Annotated in this window: 18 protein-coding genes; 12 read left to right on the forward strand and 6 right to left on the reverse strand. The window is 53.5% G+C overall.

Annotated features, from left to right (window positions below; all coding sequences use genetic code 11):
• Nucleotides 1–4 precede the first annotated feature (4 nt).
• Nucleotides 5–460, forward strand: a complete 456-nt coding sequence (locus ACL2XF_RS21430; RefSeq protein ID WP_413721685.1) for a TOBE domain-containing protein — start codon at nt 5–7, stop codon at nt 458–460.
• A 47-nt stretch (nt 461–507) separates the two neighbouring features.
• Here ACL2XF_RS21430 and modD read toward each other — a convergent pair whose 3' ends face one another.
• Nucleotides 508–1,356 carry a ModD protein gene (gene modD / locus ACL2XF_RS21435; protein WP_413721684.1) on the reverse strand — a complete coding sequence of 283 codons (849 nt, stop codon included), beginning with the start codon at nt 1,354–1,356 and terminating at the stop codon, nt 508–510.
• Between the two features lie 421 nt (nt 1,357–1,777).
• On the opposite strand from modD, the gene nifH reads away from it, so the two are divergent.
• From nifH to anfO, 7 genes are all read left to right on the forward strand, one after another.
• Complete coding sequence (gene nifH / locus ACL2XF_RS21440; RefSeq protein WP_410013000.1) at nt 1,778–2,605, forward strand: nitrogenase iron protein; 828 nt, start codon at nt 1,778–1,780, stop codon at nt 2,603–2,605.
• Between the two features lie 78 nt (nt 2,606–2,683).
• Nucleotides 2,684–4,249, forward strand: coding sequence for a nitrogenase iron-iron protein, alpha chain (gene anfD / locus ACL2XF_RS21445; RefSeq protein WP_413727501.1), 1,566 nt, complete (start codon nt 2,684–2,686; stop codon nt 4,247–4,249).
• Nucleotides 4,250–4,261: 12 nt separating this feature from the next.
• A complete protein-coding gene (anfG, locus tag ACL2XF_RS21450; RefSeq protein WP_410013002.1) occupies nt 4,262–4,612 on the forward strand; it encodes a Fe-only nitrogenase subunit delta in 351 nt (116 codons plus the stop codon).
• An 11-nt stretch (nt 4,613–4,623) separates the two neighbouring features.
• Nucleotides 4,624–6,012 carry a Fe-only nitrogenase subunit beta gene (gene anfK, locus ACL2XF_RS21455; RefSeq protein WP_413727502.1) on the forward strand — a complete coding sequence of 463 codons (1,389 nt, stop codon included), beginning with the start codon at nt 4,624–4,626 and terminating at the stop codon, nt 6,010–6,012.
• 35 nt (nt 6,013–6,047) lie between these two features.
• The gene (locus ACL2XF_RS21460) at nt 6,048–6,467 is read left to right on the forward strand and encodes a hypothetical protein (RefSeq protein WP_410013004.1); all 420 of its coding nucleotides are present in this window, start codon (nt 6,048–6,050) and stop codon (nt 6,465–6,467) included.
• A 15-nt stretch (nt 6,468–6,482) separates the two neighbouring features.
• The gene (locus tag ACL2XF_RS21465) at nt 6,483–6,989 is read left to right on the forward strand and encodes a pyridoxamine 5'-phosphate oxidase family protein (protein WP_410013005.1); all 507 of its coding nucleotides are present in this window, start codon (nt 6,483–6,485) and stop codon (nt 6,987–6,989) included.
• Between the two features lie 10 nt (nt 6,990–6,999).
• Nucleotides 7,000–7,620: a Fe-only nitrogenase accessory protein AnfO gene (gene anfO / locus ACL2XF_RS21470; RefSeq protein WP_413727503.1), complete on the forward strand. Its 621-nt coding sequence runs from the start codon at nt 7,000–7,002 to the stop codon at nt 7,618–7,620.
• A 213-nt stretch (nt 7,621–7,833) separates the two neighbouring features.
• On the opposite strand, the gene ACL2XF_RS21475 is transcribed toward anfO, so the two are convergent.
• From ACL2XF_RS21475 to ACL2XF_RS21485, 3 genes are all read right to left on the reverse strand, one after another.
• Nucleotides 7,834–8,034 carry a hypothetical protein gene (locus tag ACL2XF_RS21475; protein ID WP_413723513.1) on the reverse strand — a complete coding sequence of 67 codons (201 nt, stop codon included), beginning with the start codon at nt 8,032–8,034 and terminating at the stop codon, nt 7,834–7,836.
• 526 nt (nt 8,035–8,560) lie between these two features.
• Nucleotides 8,561–8,938: a hypothetical protein gene (locus ACL2XF_RS21480; protein ID WP_413721681.1), complete on the reverse strand. Its 378-nt coding sequence runs from the start codon at nt 8,936–8,938 to the stop codon at nt 8,561–8,563.
• Between the two features lie 6 nt (nt 8,939–8,944).
• Nucleotides 8,945–9,568, reverse strand: coding sequence for a hypothetical protein (locus ACL2XF_RS21485; protein ID WP_413721680.1), 624 nt, complete (start codon nt 9,566–9,568; stop codon nt 8,945–8,947).
• A 195-nt stretch (nt 9,569–9,763) separates the two neighbouring features.
• On the opposite strand from ACL2XF_RS21485, the gene ACL2XF_RS21490 reads away from it, so the two are divergent.
• Entirely contained in the window at nt 9,764–10,120 is a 357-nt protein-coding gene (locus ACL2XF_RS21490; protein WP_413721679.1) for a Fe-only nitrogenase accessory AnfO family protein, read from the forward strand.
• A gap of 187 nt (nt 10,121–10,307) precedes the next feature.
• Here the strand turns inward: ACL2XF_RS21490 and ACL2XF_RS21495 are convergent, their stop codons facing one another.
• On the reverse strand, nt 10,308–10,808 hold the full coding sequence (locus tag ACL2XF_RS21495; RefSeq protein WP_413727504.1) for an immunity 42 family protein: 501 nt from the start codon (nt 10,806–10,808) through the stop codon (nt 10,308–10,310).
• Nucleotides 10,805–12,748 carry a hypothetical protein gene (locus ACL2XF_RS21500; RefSeq protein ID WP_413727505.1) on the reverse strand — a complete coding sequence of 648 codons (1,944 nt, stop codon included), beginning with the start codon at nt 12,746–12,748 and terminating at the stop codon, nt 10,805–10,807. Before ACL2XF_RS21500 ends, ACL2XF_RS21495 begins: the two co-directional genes overlap by 4 nt.
• Before the next feature lie 1,038 nt (nt 12,749–13,786).
• Here ACL2XF_RS21500 and ACL2XF_RS21505 point away from each other — a divergent pair.
• Genes ACL2XF_RS21505 through ACL2XF_RS21515 form a run of 3 tightly spaced genes read left to right on the forward strand, consistent with a single transcriptional unit; the run spans nt 13,787 to nt 16,578 of the window.
• Nucleotides 13,787–15,400: a sigma 54-interacting transcriptional regulator gene (locus tag ACL2XF_RS21505; RefSeq protein WP_410013009.1), complete on the forward strand. Its 1,614-nt coding sequence runs from the start codon at nt 13,787–13,789 to the stop codon at nt 15,398–15,400.
• Between the two features lies 1 nt (nt 15,401).
• Nucleotides 15,402–16,427, forward strand: coding sequence for a sigma 54-interacting transcriptional regulator (locus ACL2XF_RS21510; protein WP_413727506.1), 1,026 nt, complete (start codon nt 15,402–15,404; stop codon nt 16,425–16,427).
• Nucleotides 16,402–16,578, forward strand: a complete 177-nt coding sequence (locus tag ACL2XF_RS21515; protein ID WP_413727507.1) for a helix-turn-helix domain-containing protein — start codon at nt 16,402–16,404, stop codon at nt 16,576–16,578. The genes ACL2XF_RS21510 and ACL2XF_RS21515 overlap by 26 nt, the downstream gene beginning before the upstream one ends.
• Nucleotides 16,579–16,707: the final 129 nt, after the last annotated feature.

The following is a 16,707-nucleotide window of genomic DNA, read 5'->3' on the forward strand; positions in this document are numbered from 1 at the left end:
GACTATGCTGACATCCGCAAGAAACCATCTTACCGGCACCGTAACGGCCATTGTCGCCGGCGCGGTCAATGATGAAATAGAAATCACCCTGGCGGGCGGCAAGAAGCTGGTCGCCACCATTACCCATAGCAGCGTGCACTATCTCGACCTGCGCCTTGGCGGCGAAGCCAGCGCGTTTATCAAAGCGCCCTGGGTGATCCTGACGACCGCCGGCACCGGCCTGCGTTTTTCGGCGCGCAATCAATTTACCGGCAGCATCACCAACATCGTCAAAGGCGCCATCAACAGCGAAGTTACGGTCGCCGTCGATGCCAGCATGTCATTGGTTTCGGTCATTACCAATGAGAGCGTCGCCGGCATGCGCCTCAAGGACGGTGATGAAGTGATTGCCCTGGTCAAGGCGTCCAGCATTGTGCTGGCGACCCACGACTCACCACCAATAACGGCCGGGAATCCTTAATATCCGCCGGCGTGCGCTGTTGAGACGCGAAACGGATGACGGCGGTATCACTTGGCGGGATACAGCCGGACGCCGATATCGGCGGGCGGACTGTAGTAAGGCATCGAGGTGATTGCCAGCTCAATGCCGGTGCGGGCGTATTCCCCGATATTGCCGGAATGGATCCCGCCCGCCGCCGCCAGCCGGCAACCGGTAGCCTGGCTGTTGGCATAGGCCAGCGCCCGGCTTACCGCGGCGGGACTGAATTTATCCAGTTGCACCAGGTCCGGGCCGGCGTCTATAGCCGCCATGGCTTCGGTTTCATTATCCGCTTCCACCACGATTAACCGGTCCGGCGCCGCGCCGCGCAGGGTGGCCACATGCTGGCGCCAATCCACCGGATCGGCGCAGAAATGACGGTGGTTGGCGAACAACAGTACCGTATCCGCGGTTCCGCAGCGATGCAGGATGCCGCCTCCGTCAATCACCGCGCCCAGCGCCAGCGTTTTGGTGCCGGGAATGGTTTTGCGGGTGCAGGCGATGCGCATCCTGGGGTTTACCGCTTGCGCCATGGCGACCATCTCATGAGTGGCCTGGGCGACGCCGCTGCACCATTCCAAGAGGTTTTGCGCCACTTTCCAGCCCTGGTGTAATCTTTCGGCCGGCCCGGCTGCGGTTAACAGCACATCGCCGGCCTGCGCCATCTGCCCGTCGGCCATCGCCATCACCACGCTGAGCCCCAGCCGTTGCAGCACCCTTGCTGCGGCGTCCAGCCCGCTGACTTTCCCGGCGGTGCGCCGGCTAAAGCTCATGACGCCCTGACGGTTGCCGATGCCCAGGGCGCGGGTAGTCAGGTCGCCGTAGCGGATATCTTCCTGCAGTAGCGAATCCAGTTCCTGATCGGAAAGATAAAGCATGATCGTGCCTCGTCGTGTTGAGAGAGATGATGTAAATGCGCCGTCGCCACTTCCTGATATATCACCAATAACACAACCGGCGCTAAAACGTGAATGATACGGATCAAGCGCCGGGCCGGTCGGGTCCTCCCACCGGATAAAACACCGTCGTGAACTTTTATTTTTAATAATGTTCGCGAATGTACTAAATGCGCGGATATGCATTTTCCCGTCAGCAACCGGCGGTATGTAAAATACGATTTCGCCGCATGGTGATATTGCCAATAAATACAGGCGGTAACGTATTCCCGCTACAAAAAAATACGCATTATTATCGCGGCCGTACGGACTGTTTTACGCCTTGGCATGGGGATTGCTCTATTCATGCTGTCTTTACTATTTTTTATTCATTATACATTATTCATCAGAGGAGTTCTTTATTGTGACTCGCAAACTGGCAATCTATGGCAAGGGTGGTATTGGTAAATCGACCACCACACAAAATACCGCCGCCGCATTAGCCTATTATCATGGTCAAAAAGTGTTTATTCATGGCTGTGATCCGAAGGCGGATTCCACGCGGCTGATATTAGGCGGCATGCATCAGGAAACCCTGATGGACGTGCTGCGCGATCGGGGCGCCGAAAAGATCACCAATGACATGGTGGTCAAAACCGGCGTGTTCGGCATCAGCTGCGTTGAGTCCGGCGGCCCTGAGCCGGGCGTAGGCTGCGCCGGACGAGGCGTCATCACCGCCATCGACCTGATGGAAAATAATCGCGCCTACTCCGAAGATCTGGATTTTATCTTCTTTGACGTTTTGGGCGACGTGGTCTGCGGCGGGTTCGCCATGCCGATCCGCGAAGGCAAGGCCCAGGAAGTCTATATTGTCGCCTCGGGGGAAATGATGGCGATCTATGCCGCCAATAATATTTGCAAAGGCTTGGTGAAATATGCCAAGCAAAGCGGTGTCCGTCTCGGCGGTATTATTTGTAATAGCCGCAAGGTTGACGGGGAGCGGGAATTTGTTGAAGAGTTCACCGCGGCCATCGGCACGCAATTACTGCATTTTGTACCGCGGGATAATATCGTGCAGAAAGCGGAATTCAATAAAAAAACCGTTACTGAATTTGATCCGGAATCTAACCAGGCCCATGAATACAGCGAGCTGGGACGTAAGATTATTGAAAATAAAAACCTGGTTATCCCTAAACCCATGACCATGGAAGCGCTGGAAGCCATGGTGGTCAAATACGGTCTGGCCGATTGATTGAACAGCGCCAAGGGCTAAAGGACCGGATCGCCGCCGGCCGGCAAGATGACCAGTTACTTAATCGGGGAATGAACCATGCCACATCATGAGTTTGAGGTTAGCAAGTGTATACCGGAGCGGAAACTCCATGCCGTAGTCAAAGGCGCCGGGGAGGACTTAACCTCGGTGCTGCCCCTGGGCTATCTGAATACCATCCCGGGAACATTGTCCGAACGCGGCTGCGCCTATTGCGGCGCCAAGCATGTTATCGGCACGCCGATGAAGGATGTCATCCATATCAGCCACGGACCGGTGGGATGTACTTACGATACCTGGCAAACCAAACGCTACATCAGCGATAACGACAACTTTCAGCTGAAATATACCTTTGCCACCGATATGAAGGAAAAACATATCGTGTTCGGCGCGGAAGGGGTGCTGAAGCAGAATATCCTGGAGGCGTTTAAGGCCCAGCCCATCATTAAGCGCATGACCATTTACCAAACCTGCGCGTCGGCGCTGATCGGCGACGATATCGCCGCCGTGGCGCAGGACGTGATGGACGAATTGCCGGATGTGGATATTTTTGTCTGCAATTCGCCGGGTTTCGCCGGCCCCAGCCAGTCCGGCGGCCATCATAAAATCAATATCGCCTGGATTAACCAGAAGGTCGGCACCGTCGAGCCGAAAATCACCAGCGATCATGTCATCAACTATGTGGGCGAATACAATATCCAGGGCGATCAGGAAGTGATGGTGGATTACTTTAAGCGCATGGGTATCCAGGTGCTGTCCACCTTTACCGGCAACGGCTCCTACGATGATTTGCGCGGCATGCATAAAGCCCACCTTAATGTGCTGGAATGCGCGCGCTCGGCGGAATATATCGCCAATGAACTGCGGGTGCGCTACGGCATTCCGCGCCTGGATATCGACGGTTTTGGTTTTGGCCCCTTATCGGATTCCCTGCGCAAGATCGGACTGTTTTTTGGTATCGAAGACCGCGCGCAGGCCATTATCGACGAGGAAACCGCCCGCTGGAAACCGGAGCTTGACTGGTATATGGCGCGCCTGAAAGGCAAAAAAGTCTGCTTATGGCCGGGCGGTTCCAAACTCTGGCACTGGGCGCACGTGATCCATGCGGAAATGGGCGTGGAAGTGGTGTCGGTCTATACCAAATTCGGCCATCAGGGCGATATGGAAAAAGGCATTGCCCGCTGCGAGGCCGGCGCCATGGCCATCGACGATCCCAATGAACTGGAAACCCTGGAAGCGATGTACCAGCTCAAGCCGGATGTCATCTTTACCGGCAAGCGCCCGGGCGAAGTGGCGAAAAAAATCCGCGTCCCCTACCTGAACGCCCATGCGTACCATAACGGTCCCTATAAGGGGTACGAAGGCTGGGTGCGTTTTGCGCGCGATATCTATAACGCCATTTATTCACCCATCCATCAGCTGGCCCTGCTGGATATCAGCAAGGATGCCATCCCCACCGACCGGGGTTTCGCCACACAGAAAATGCTCGCTGCCGCAGGCCTTGACGATCAGACCCTGGCGTCCACCACCCTGCGCCAGTATAGCGGCGGTTATGACAGCGTTTCCAGGCTGCGTGAGCGCGTTTACCCCACCTTTCCCGGCCAGACGGTCATTCCGGCGGAATAAGGAGAACCATCGATGGCAAACCAGATTGAAGACCGTATCGAGCCGCTGGTGGATTACATCATGAAAAATTGCCTCTGGCAGTTTCATTCCCGCGTCTGGGACCGGGAAAAGCAGAATGAAGGCATTTTGCATATCGTCGCGCAATTGCTGTGTGACGAACCGGTGGATCTCAGTACCCCGGCCAATCGCTGCTACTGGGCCGACGCCGTGGTACTGGTGGAGGCGTATAAAACGCGCTTTTCCTGGCTGGGCATGATGGGTAAGGCGGAGATCGCCGCGCTTATCACCGCGCTCCATGAACGGCTGAACTACCTGACGATTACCGGATCGCTAAACGCGGAATTAACCGATCGGCGCTATTAGAGGGCACTAGCATGTCGTGTGAATTAAGAAAGAAAGATCGTACCGGCGTTATCAATCCGATATTCACCTGCCAGCCGGCGGGGGCGCAATATGTCAGCATCGGCGTCAAGGATTGTATCGGCATCGTGCACGGCGGCCAGGGCTGCGTGATGTTCGTGCGTTTGCTGATTTCCCAGCATTTAAAGGAGAGCTTTGAAATCGCCTCTTCCTCGGTGCATGAGGACGGCGCGGTATTCGGCGCGCTCGATCGCGTGGAGCAGGCGGTGGACGTGCTGCTGATGCGCTACCCCCATGTCAGGGTGGTGCCGATTATCACCACCTGCTCCACCGAGGTGATCGGCGACGACGTGGACGGCGTGGTGCGCAAGCTTAACGATGGGCTGTTGAAAGAGAAATTTCCCGGCCGCGAGGTCTATCTGATCCCGATCCATACCCCGAGTTTTGTCGGCAGCATGATAAGCGGCTACGATGTGACGGTGCGGGATTTCATCAAATATTTTGCCAAGAAAAGCGAACCCAACGGCAAGATTAACCTGTTCACCGGCTGGGTTAACCCCGGCGACGTGACGGCGCTGAAACATCTGCTGGCGGAAATGCGCATCGATGCCACCGTGCTGTTTGAAATTGAAAATTTCGACTCCCCGGTGATGCCCAGCGGCAACACCGTTTCCCACGGCAATACCACCGTCGAGGACCTGGTGGGAACGGCCAACGCCCTGGGCACCCTCGCGCTGAACCGTTATGAAGGACGCAAGGCGGCGGATTACCTGGCGGAACAATTCGCCATCCCCACCATTATCGGGCCTACGCCCATTGGTATCCGTAATACCGACACGTTCCTGCAAAACCTGCGGCAGCTGACCGGCAAGGCAATTCCGGAATCGCTGGTGCGCGAGCGCGGCATCGCCATCGACGCCTTGACCGATTTGGTGCATATGTTCCTGGCCGATAAGCGGGTGGCGATTTACGGCAATCCCGATCTGGTCATCGGCCTGGCCGAGTTTTGCCTGGATCTGGAAATGAAGCCGGTACTGCTGCTGCTGGGCGACGATAATGCGTTTTATGATACCGATCCCCGCATTATCGCCCTACAGGAGCAGGTGGATCACGGCTTGGAGATCATTACCAATGCCGACCTGTGGGAACTGGAAAACCGCATTACCCACCAAGGGCTGGAACTGGATTTGATCCTCGGCCATTCCAAAGGGCGCTTTACCGCCATCGACAATCAGATCCCCATGGTCCGGGTTGGGTTTCCCACCTATGACCGCGCCGGCTTATGGCGCCATCCGGTGGTGGGCTATGCGGGGGCCATCTGGCTGGCGGAGCAGTTTGCCAACGCGCTGTTCACCGATATGGAATACAAGAAAAACAAAGAGTGGATCCTTAACGTCTGGTAATGGGTATCGGCCTGTCATTCATAAGGATAAAACCAATGTCAAAACTGTTATTTGAATCCGATCGGCAAAAGTTTATCCGGCTTTCCCATGATGCCGAAGGCTATCACCGGCGGGCGGAACTGTTCGCCGAACAGGCGCAGTCGCCCGGTCTGGTTTTCAACGTGGCGTCCATTGCCGTGGAGTGTTATCTCATCGCACTCTGCGCCTGGTACGGCAGCATGCCGTATAACCACAACTATGGCAGCCTCATGGATACGGCGGAGGAGGTTATTCTCTTTTCGCCGGCATTAAGCGGCAAAATCCGCGCGCTGGATGACATCTTTGGTCTCTGTTCGCTGGAAAACTACCACCACGGCACCCCGACCCTGGCGGATTCGGTCGGCATTATCGCCATTTGCCGGGAATTGTCGGGGATTTTAACCGCTTTGGGCACCCAGGGTTCCCAGGCGCGATAAAGGAGGGCACGACCTATGCAGTCGACAGAACCGCGCGCGGCCCCGGGACATCCGCACGGCGCCATGCGTCGCGATGAACGGGAAATAACGCAACCGGCCGAAATAGCGGCGATCCTGGACTCCGCCAGGGTGATGTATATCGCCCTGGCGCAGGACAATATCCCTTTTATGGTACCGGTATTTTACGCCTGGGACGGCACGTCGCTTTATTTCCATTCCGCCAGGGCCGGCACCAAAATAGCGATGCTGAAAAAAAACAGCACCCTGTGTTTTGCGGTTTCCACCGAACAGGGCGTGGTGGAAGACGAGGTGATCTGTAATTTCGAGGCCAGGCACCGTACGGTCATCGGTCTGGGCAACGCGGTGTTTATCCGGGACGAGGCGGAAAAGATCGCCGCGCTTAACCTGATTGTCGCCCGCTTCAGCGACAAAGCCTGGACCTTTCCCGCCGCCAATGTGCGCGCCACCCTGGTGCTGCGTATTGATATCATTTCAATGAAGGGTAAACAGCACGGATTTTAGGGAGTGGAAAATGAAGATAGCGGTATTTATCAATGCCGGCGGCCGGGCCGCCTCGCTGTACCAGCCAGGCGCGGTGCGGGTGTATGAATCAACCGCCGACGGTTGGCGGCCGGTTGCGGATATTCCGTTTACCCTGCGCCCGCAAATGGGATTAAGCGAAATCAGAACCCGCACCCTGGAGATGCTGACGTCCCTCGACGGCTGCCGCCATTTTGTCGCCGCCGCTATTCACGGCGCGCTGCTGTCCTATTTTGACGGCATGGGCATCACTATGTGGCGGCTGACCGGGGAACCCGCCGGTTTCCTGACGCGTATCCGGCAGTTTGTGGAAGAAAACGCGCCGCGGGAGCAGGCAGCGGCGACCCAAAGCGTTATCAAGCCCGGCCAGGGCGCGGGGGAATATTGCCTTAACCTTATCGACGCGCTGAAAAGCAATGGCGCCTTAACCTCGAAACAGGTGCTGCTGCCATTTTTCCGCGCGGGAGCCTTTAAACAAATCGACATTACCTGCGATCATGTGCCGAAATGGTTTAAACATGAACTGCCGGCATTAAAGCTGGCGCTTACGGTGGCGCAACAACCGGACGGGCGTTGCCGGGCGTTGGTGCTCAATATCGCAGGCAACGCTTGAGTTGCCTGCTTGGGCGTTTAAAAAGTCATGCCCGCTTCTGGCGCAAATTCTGGGCACTTGACCTGCCTGTGGCTCGGCAATCAATCAGGTGTCCTCGACCTCCGCTCCTTGCGCCGTCATTGTCCAGGGGATGATTTTCCGCAGGTATCGCCCATGCTAAATGCCTATTTGGGTGCTGGTGATAACCCCGGCAGTAGTCGGGGTAAGCTGCCTCTAATCATTCCATTTGATACTGTAATCGGTTAATTGATTATCAAGATATTCCCTTTTTTCAAACCAATAATCAAAGACCACCTTATCACTGTTCTGAAATATTAAATAATAGCCACCAGTATCACCCAGGGTATCATCTACAACCTGTATTTCCCATCCATTATACTCTCCACTAACTATGGTTCCATTTTTCATAATCATCATCTTTCCTTAATCTTCGTAAGGAACATGGTTATTCGAACTATACTTACCCGTTACCGGGTCTTTTACACTAAAATGAACATGCGGAATACCGGGAGCATGCATGCCGCTTATAGAACCTGAATCTATTCTAAATTCTTTTGTTCCGTCTGCACTATGGTAGACCCCTGAACCAGTCTTGCCAATTTCCTTGTAATTTGAGCCTAAAAACTTCAAACCCGCAGCTAATGCTTTGTCAGTAGTTAACGTCGTCGAGCTGGTGAAGTTTTTTTTACCCGATAATGTTTCAGTGATGACGTTTTCAATTTTACTGTTAGATTATTGAGAAAGGTAAACCAGATCTCTCATAGTAAGAGGATCCGCACCAGGATTTGCAAAAATATTTCCGCCCCTTACCGGTTTACCGCCTATGTTGCCGGTATGCCTAGAACCTTGCTCACGGCGTTGATCAGGCGATATCAGTGCCGTTTTACCGTCCTGGCTCGAGGGAGAACCCCGGTGCTAGGCCGGGGTTTTAATCAAAAAATTACTCACTGGAGATCACCGGTGGAACTAACGATAATACATCTATCACATCTTCAATTGTAACTATTGAATAGTGAACAACACCTTCTTTCGCATGGATATCAGCACTCTGTTCATTAAACCACTTCAAATATGGTGAATGTAAAATAGTATAAATGCCAGCGACCATTTCACCTTTTTGTTCTTCTTGCATTTTCAATAAATCACCCTCGTCAATAACGCGGAAACAATAAATCCAATCAAAGGCAATTTTTATTTTTTTATTGTTTGCAAGTAAAGATAAAAAAAGCGCCCCAGAAGCATAGTTACAATTAATCAATTGGCTACCAACCAGCGTGGAGCATTCATCATATGCAAGTTTAACTAATTTTTCCTTCATATATAATCACTCCTCATATCTGAATTTTATTCTATTCCTGCCAGATTGTATCTCTAATGTAGGTCTGCCGTCAGTACTACGTTCGCGGATAATGACTGTCCGTCCATCAGACAATGAACCGACCCTGCCACCGGGAATTTGTTTAACATTATCAGGCGCTAAGGCATCAAATTCTTTATTAGCTGCGTTTTTTCCACCTGCTCGTTCAAAAAGCTTTGATCTGCCTAAAGTTTCTTGCCCCCTTGAGGAGGTGGACCTCAGCTCTTCAACAGTAATAACTTTTCGGTCATTATTTCTGGCTTTCTCTTCGTCTTCCGGCCCCCAACCTCCCGGTGTTCCCGATCCCACTCCGCCCAGCTCGGCTTTTTGCGCATCGGCGGCTTTGGCTATGTCTTTGCCCAGATTCGGTTTAGCCTCGCCGCCCTCTTCGTTGCGACTTTCCATCCGTCCCGGCCCGCGCGTTCCATCACGTACCGAACACTGTTCGCGCGTGCCTTCACAGATGTCTCCACCCATATCGAAGCCGTCGTCATCGTTCGACTCCGACTGGCTGCCATGACCTACTGCTCCCGCTATCGCTGCACTTTCCGCCGCACCACCTACGATCGCGCCCAGCAGGTTATTCTCCACAGCGTTACCTGCGGAAAAGCTGATCCCTGGCGCAGACGCCGGTCCAGACGGAGCCGCTGGAGCAGATGAAAAGCGTTGCGCCAGGTCGCGCCCCGGCACTTTATCGCTGCCTTCGCCCACGTTGCCGCTGTAGGCTAACAGCCCCACCCCCAGGCCGAGGGGATGTTTTGCCAGCCCGAGCGCGGCCGCGCCTAATTGTGGCGGCTGACCGGGGAACCCGCCGGTTTCCTGACGCGTATCCGGCAGTTTGTGGAAGAGAACGCGCCGCGGGAGCAGGCAGCGGCGGCCCAAAGCGTTATCAAGCCCGGCCAGGGCGCGGGGGAATATTGCCTTAACCTTATCGACGCGCTGAAAAGCGATGGCGCCTTAACCTCAAAACAGGTGCTGCTGCCATTTTTCCGCGCGGGAGCCTTTAAACAAATCGACATTACCTGCGATCATGTGCCGAAATGGTTTAAACATGAACTGCCGGCATTAAAGCTGGCGCTTACGGTGGCGCAACAACCGGACGGGCGTTGCCGGGCGCGGGTACTCAACATAGGTAAGAGTTGAACGGGTTCTTGTTCAATCCACTTTTTTAACTGCTGCTATCCAGTCTTCCCATACCGCTGGATCGGCAGGTTTGGATGAATCACGCCATATCGTCCAATCCATTGAGCCAAGTAACGCTCCTAAATCATCAGATACGGACTGGCATATAAGTTAAAAATACCGGCGTAGGTGCCGGAATTTTAGTCAACTATATAGCATCTTTGATTGGGAGTTGTGCGAACACATTACTGATAGTACCTTTCTTAAATATGGCTTTTTTAGCTGTATTACCGTAATCCGCTGTGTATATCAAGTATTCTTCATCTTCATCTTTAGGATAATAAAACAAATAAAAGCCAACGTCTGATACTTCAAGTGGGCTTAAAAAAACGCCTAACGGCTTTGCGTCAGGCAATTCCAAATCTTGAGGATCACTATCAAGAAGCATTCCATGCGAATGTGCCAGTTTTCTTAACAGTTCTAAATCGCTGTCGGGAAAAAGGAGCTCATTATTTTTGCAATTAGTTATTTCAGGCTCACAATCCTTTAGATAATCAATAGCCATTGACAATGTATAATTAGATCCCTTTGCTGGATATATTTCGTCCTCAATAAAAAAACCAAAAAGTCCATATTTCCAGTAATTGTCCTCTGTTTTTTCCAGTAATTCGTAAAAAACAGCAAATACAAAAGGTTGTCCGAAAATCATTTTTTATCCTTCAGCTCTTTGATTTCTCTGTTAAAGTTCCCCAATTCCCTGTTACCTAAAGCATTTTTTTCATCTCCCGAGCTGCCACTCCAGTGAAAATTGCCCTTTCCATCCTTGCTAGTGTTGAAGAACCGATGAATATTCCCATTATTATCAATGGCTAGCCTTATCTTCGGATCTTTCGTAGCAATAGAATGGTCAAATAGTTCTAAAGAATTTCTCGGCTCCACCCCGGCATTAGGCCTAGATCCTTGTGCTCCAGGTGTATGTTTAGCATTAGATTCAACTTTCAATCCATTATTTGCCACCGTAGGTTCTGAAATGGGTAATCTATTATCTTTGCCATTAGACAGATAAATGAATTTATCTTTACTATGTTCCGGTATCGGCGTTACCGTCGTACTCTCATCCGTATACGGTTTGCGTTCGATATTGCCGGTGTGACGGAATCTCTGATCTCCTCGCTGATCCGGTGAGATAAATACGTTCTTATTATCCTGATTTGACGATGGGTTTTCAAGTTTACCGCCCGTCAAATCATCCGCAACAGGCACAGTTTCCGTTGTACTACCGCTTTGTCCAGTCAGGATAAGTTTCGCCACACACAGCAGGCTGTCGCGACAAACAGCGGCCTGAACCTCGGTTGCAGCCTTACCAAGCGCCAGCGCTGCGTCTTTTTTGCCTTCTTTGGCAGCATCGCAAGCAGCTCCGGCCACCGGTGCGCTTTCCACTGCAGCCCCGGCGACAGCGCCCAGCAGGTTATTTTTTACAGCGTTACCTGCGGCACAGCTGACCCCTGGCGCAGACGCCAGTTCAGACGGATCCAACGGAGCAGTGGCGAAGCGTTGCGCCAGGTCGCGCCCCGGCACCTTGTCGCTACCTTCGCCCACGTTGCCGCTGTAGGCTAACAACCCCACCCCCAGGCCAAGGGGATGTTTTGCCAGCCCGAGCGTGGCCGCGCCTAATTCGCTTATCGCGGTGCGTAGCGCGAGACCATTAACCCCGCCGGCGGCGGCGTTTGCCATACCGCCATTTACGCCGGCGGCGACCGGCGCCAGCGCCATCCTGGGCGATGGGGCCACTGCCATACCGGATAACGCTATGGCGCGCCGCGCGTTAACCTGCGCCATGGAGGGCATTGCCGATGTGGGAATGGCATTACGGTCCACCATGGACGGCGATACCGATGCGGGAATAGCAGTATTGCCCACCATGGAGGGCGTTGCCGATGCGGGTATAGCACTTTTATCCGCCAAGGGTTCGCTACGGGAGTTTGCGGCGTTTTCAGCGTTGATAACAGCTTTCCGCGCTTCAGGGGGAGCTCCCGCAGCCTTTTGTTCTGCAATAGAGTTTCTTATTGCCGCTAAAATTTGCCCGGTTTCATTTTTCCGTTTGAGCGCGTTATCCACCTGTCCAGCCCTTGCCCGGGCGGCATGGTCAAGATTATTCCGTTTGGTCTTTTCTAGATTGAGCTGATGTTCTTGCCGTAAATAGCGTTCCCGAACAGACGTACTCGGGTTAGTGCTTAGTTCTTTATGTAATGCGATAACGCCGGTACTGAGATGGCAAAGGCGGTCGTTAATCTCACTCAGCGCTTGGTAGGCGGATTGCTTTTTATGCTGGGCGGAAAACACCTGCGCCCGCATATCATTGTCCAGCGCCTCTGCCGCCGCCAATGTGGCAGGCCTTGGCTGGGAGTGATAGCCATCATGATCTTCCTGGCATTCCGCCAGGGCTTTATCCAACACTTCTTTTGATAAATTAATGTGATATTGAAATTGTTCCGTAAGTGCTTGAAAATCCCTTCTTCTCGCCGTCTCTAATTGCTGTGTATTATTAAAACCTCCGCTCCCGCTGGTATTACCGCCGTTGCCGCCGCCATGCAGACGGAAATGATGATTACCGGAGTGGTGTCTGCCAGGGGTGGCGGTTACGGTCATGACATCTTCATTTCTCGACGAGGTGACCCGGCCGGCATAATCACCGCCACCCCCGCCTCTGTTCGTCGCGCATGCTCCACGGGAATTGCCGCCGCCACAGCCCCTGGATGAGCTGCCGCATCTGTTGCCCGATGAACTGCCACAGCCGCCGATATTCATTTATTCCCTTATTTGAATGATAATAAATTATTCCCGATTAATTGGGTTCATCACATAAGACGCGGATAGGGGTGTGCTAATAGGGCAAGTAAAGCATGAAAAAGTTAACAAAGAGTTAAACGGCAATATCAAAGAGAAACCTTTTTAAAACCGGCATTGTTGTCCATGGGTGAAAATATTATTAATTGAAAGTCAATTAAAAACTATATTGCCGCAATATTTTTTGGGTTGCTGGCGACAGGTTATTGTTTCGAGTATCTTTTTTGAATAACAAATTCAGCGGCACGGATGATATTATTTTTTTAATTTCCTAAATCATTATCTTTGCTTAAATAAGATAAACGAGTTAGCCAGCATTTTGGCATATTTATTTTTTTATTAAAAATTTTAACCTTCCTGATTAGCATTATTCCTGTGTGAGCAGTAAAAAATACTGCGTATTCTCTAAGATGCTGAAGGCGGATGGTCTAATAATAATGTGTTAAAACTCGTGCCGGCACCACCTATCGGGATAATCAGCCTGCTATCCCATTATCGCTGCGGTTTGTCCACAGCGCGGTATGAGTGTCCCCATCCCGGTTTTTATCAACATGATGATGCGGACTCAGGCTGCTGCAGGGCGCGCCGCTTCAGCCGGGCGCCTGACTCCGGCGTGAAACGTACATTGTTGATTATCCGTTGTCACATACAAGACAAAAAAGCCACTGGCGTCAATGCGCCAATGGGAAAACGACGTCAAATCATATCGTTATATATTTAATTATATAACGATAGATGGCCGGCAACTTGCACCACTCTCACTCGGGCCGGAAAACCTATGCCGGCACATCGGTTTTTTGACCTTCACCGCCCATTGGGCGCCAAAGGGAGGCGCGCTTTATGCCACCGGCCATGCTTAATGACACCGCATCCGCCCATCCGACGCTGGCGGATTCGTTATCCTTTACCTGCCAACTGGGCGAGTGCCGCTCCGAACTGCTGCCCCTGCTGTCCGAGGTCAGCAAGGTGGTCAGCAGGGAAGGCTCTTTATCCAAGACGCTCAAGCTGGTGCTGGAGCTGATGCAAAAACATTTGCAGGTTACCCGGGCGATGATCTCGCTCTACGATGCCAGCTGCGACCAGATTTTTATCCATGAAAGCTACGGTTTATCCAAGGATGAAATCGAAAAGGGCGTCTATTATCCCGGCGAGGGCATCACCGGCAGGGTGGTGGAAACCCGCCAGCCCATTATTGTCCCGATCATTGCCGAAGAGCCGTTGTTTCTCAATCGCACCGGCAGTTGGGATAAAACGGTCGATGGCCATCTTTCCTTTATTTGCGTGCCCATCATGCGCGGCATGAAAGTGATGGGCACCATTGGGGTGGAACGTTTATACAATAACCGGCAACTGTTAAATCTGGATTTGGAGGTGCTGGCCATTATCGCCACCACTATTGCCCAGGCGGTGGAGCTGCATCTGCTGGAGCGCGCCCATAAGCAGGTATTGCAGGCTCAAAGCGCCCGGCTGGATAAAGAGCTGAAGGAAAAATTCAAGCCGGCGAATATCATCGGCAACTCCAGGGCGATGCAGTCGGTTTACCTGATGATTGACAAAGTCAGCCACGCCCGCACCACGGTGCTGATCCTCGGTGAAAGCGGGGTCGGCAAGGAACGGGTCGCCAGCGCCATCCACTATAACAGCAGCTGCGGCAGCGGGCCGTTTGTCAAATTCAACTGCGCCTCGCTGCCGGAAAGCGTCATCGAAAGTGAGCTGTTCGGCCATGAAAAAGGCGCCTTTACCGGTGCCGTCGCGCGTCGGGCCGGTAGGTTCGAGGAGGCGGATGGCGGCACGATTTTCCTGGATGAAGTGGGCGAATTATCTCTTTCGGCCCAGGCCAAGCTATTGCGGGTGATCCAGGAACGGTGCTTTGAACGCCTGGGCAGCAACGAGTCCATTAAGGTCAACGTGCGCATCCTGGCGGCGACGCACTGCGATTTAACCGCCATGGTCACCAACGGCACCTTTCGCGAGGATCTGTACTATCGTCTGAATGTCTTCCCTATTACTATTCCAGCGCTGCGTGAGCGGGGTAACGATATCCTGATCCTGGCCGAACATTTCAACGCCTGGTTTGCCCGGGAACAGGGGGTTGATGTCCCTGCCATTTCCACGCCCGCGCTGAACTTAATGCTCAACTACGACTGGCCGGGCAACGTGCGGGAGCTGGAAAATATGATGGAGCGTGCGGTATTGCTGGCGGAAGAGGGGGTGGTCCACAGCTATCATCTGCCCGCCGCCCTGCAACCGGCCGTGCTGGGCACGCTTGGCGAACAGTCGGGCCTGGAGGCCCGTTTATCCATGATGGAGTATGAACTGATCGTCGAGGCGCTGGCCCGTTTCCAGGGCAATATGTCCAGGGCGGCGGCGCAGTTGGGCCTGACCCGGCGCATGCTCGGCCTGCGCATGGCGAAATATCAGCTGAACTATAAAGATTACCGGAGTGGAGACTGATATGGCCGGCACCGGTGATCTCGCCGCGGGGCGGTTAGCCATTCCGCGCTGCGCCGTCGACCTTTGCGGGCCGGCGGGAAAAGCGCGCTCACGTAAAGGACGCGGCGGCCATGCGGTCGATCAGATCATCGCCCATTCCCATGCCATGAAACGCACCCTGGCGGCGGTGGCAAACATTGCGCCCACCCGCTCAGCGGTATTATTGCGCGGCGAGCCGGGAACCGGTAAGGATGTTATCGCCCGGGCGATTCACCTCCAGTCGCAACATCGCGCCGGTCCGTTTATTAAAGTGTGCTGCGATTACCTTGCCAGCGACGATATCATGCGCGAATTGTTCGGTTGTGAAGCGGGCTTTTCCGGCAATATCGCCGGCTATCCCGGCGATATTGCCCTGGCGGCGGGCGGAACGCTGTTTATCAGCGAAATCGGCCATTTTTCCCTGTTATTGCAAAAGCGGCTGCTGCGCATTTTACAAGAACAGCGTTATAAGCCGCTCGGCGGCTCCCGCACCCTGGCCTGCGATGTGCGCATAATTTGCGCCACCGAGAAAAACCTGGAGCAGAGGATGGCGCAGGGGACCTTTTTAGCCGAACTCTATTATCGCATCCATATCGCCACCATTGCCCTGCCGGCCCTGCGCGAGCGTAAAGAAGACATTCCCGGCCTGGTTAACTATTTTTTCGAACGTTATAACCGCGATAATCACAGGACGCTCACGCTGACCGAGGCGGCCCAGGCGCCACTCTATCTGTGCCATTGGCCGGGGAATGTGCGCGATATCGAGAATTGCCTTGAGCATGCCGCCATCCAGGCCCGGGATGGCGTTATCCAGCAATTGCCCTGCCTGTCCGGGCGCTGCCTGCGCCAGCGTTTGAACCAGGAAATCAGCCGGCAGCAGGAGACGGTGCCGCAGGAGGCGGGCCACGAGGCGGGGTATGGCCCGGCTACGCCGCTATGGCCCGGCTACGCCGCTATGGCCGGCGGAAATAATGATGAGCGCCATGACCGCGACGGCCGGCGCCCCTGACGACGCCGATGAGGAGCTGCGCTATCGCCTGGTCGCCGCCCTGGAAAAAAGCGGCGGGGTCAAAGCCAAAGCCGCCCGTTTGCTCCATATCACCCCCCGGCAGCTTTATTATGCCTTGAAAAAACTGCACATTGAGGTCAAGAAATTTTAACTGCGCCGTCATGGTACCGATTTCCCGGCAAGCGCATATTCTCTCTAAGGTTAATAACTTATTTATTTTATGGCAGCAAATAGTTAATTTATTTATTTTGTTTTTATCAGGGAAAATATGACACCGTTA

This window comes from Sodalis sp. RH19 (assembly GCF_047324215.1).
Lineage (GTDB): Bacteria > Pseudomonadota > Gammaproteobacteria > Enterobacterales > Enterobacteriaceae > Acerihabitans.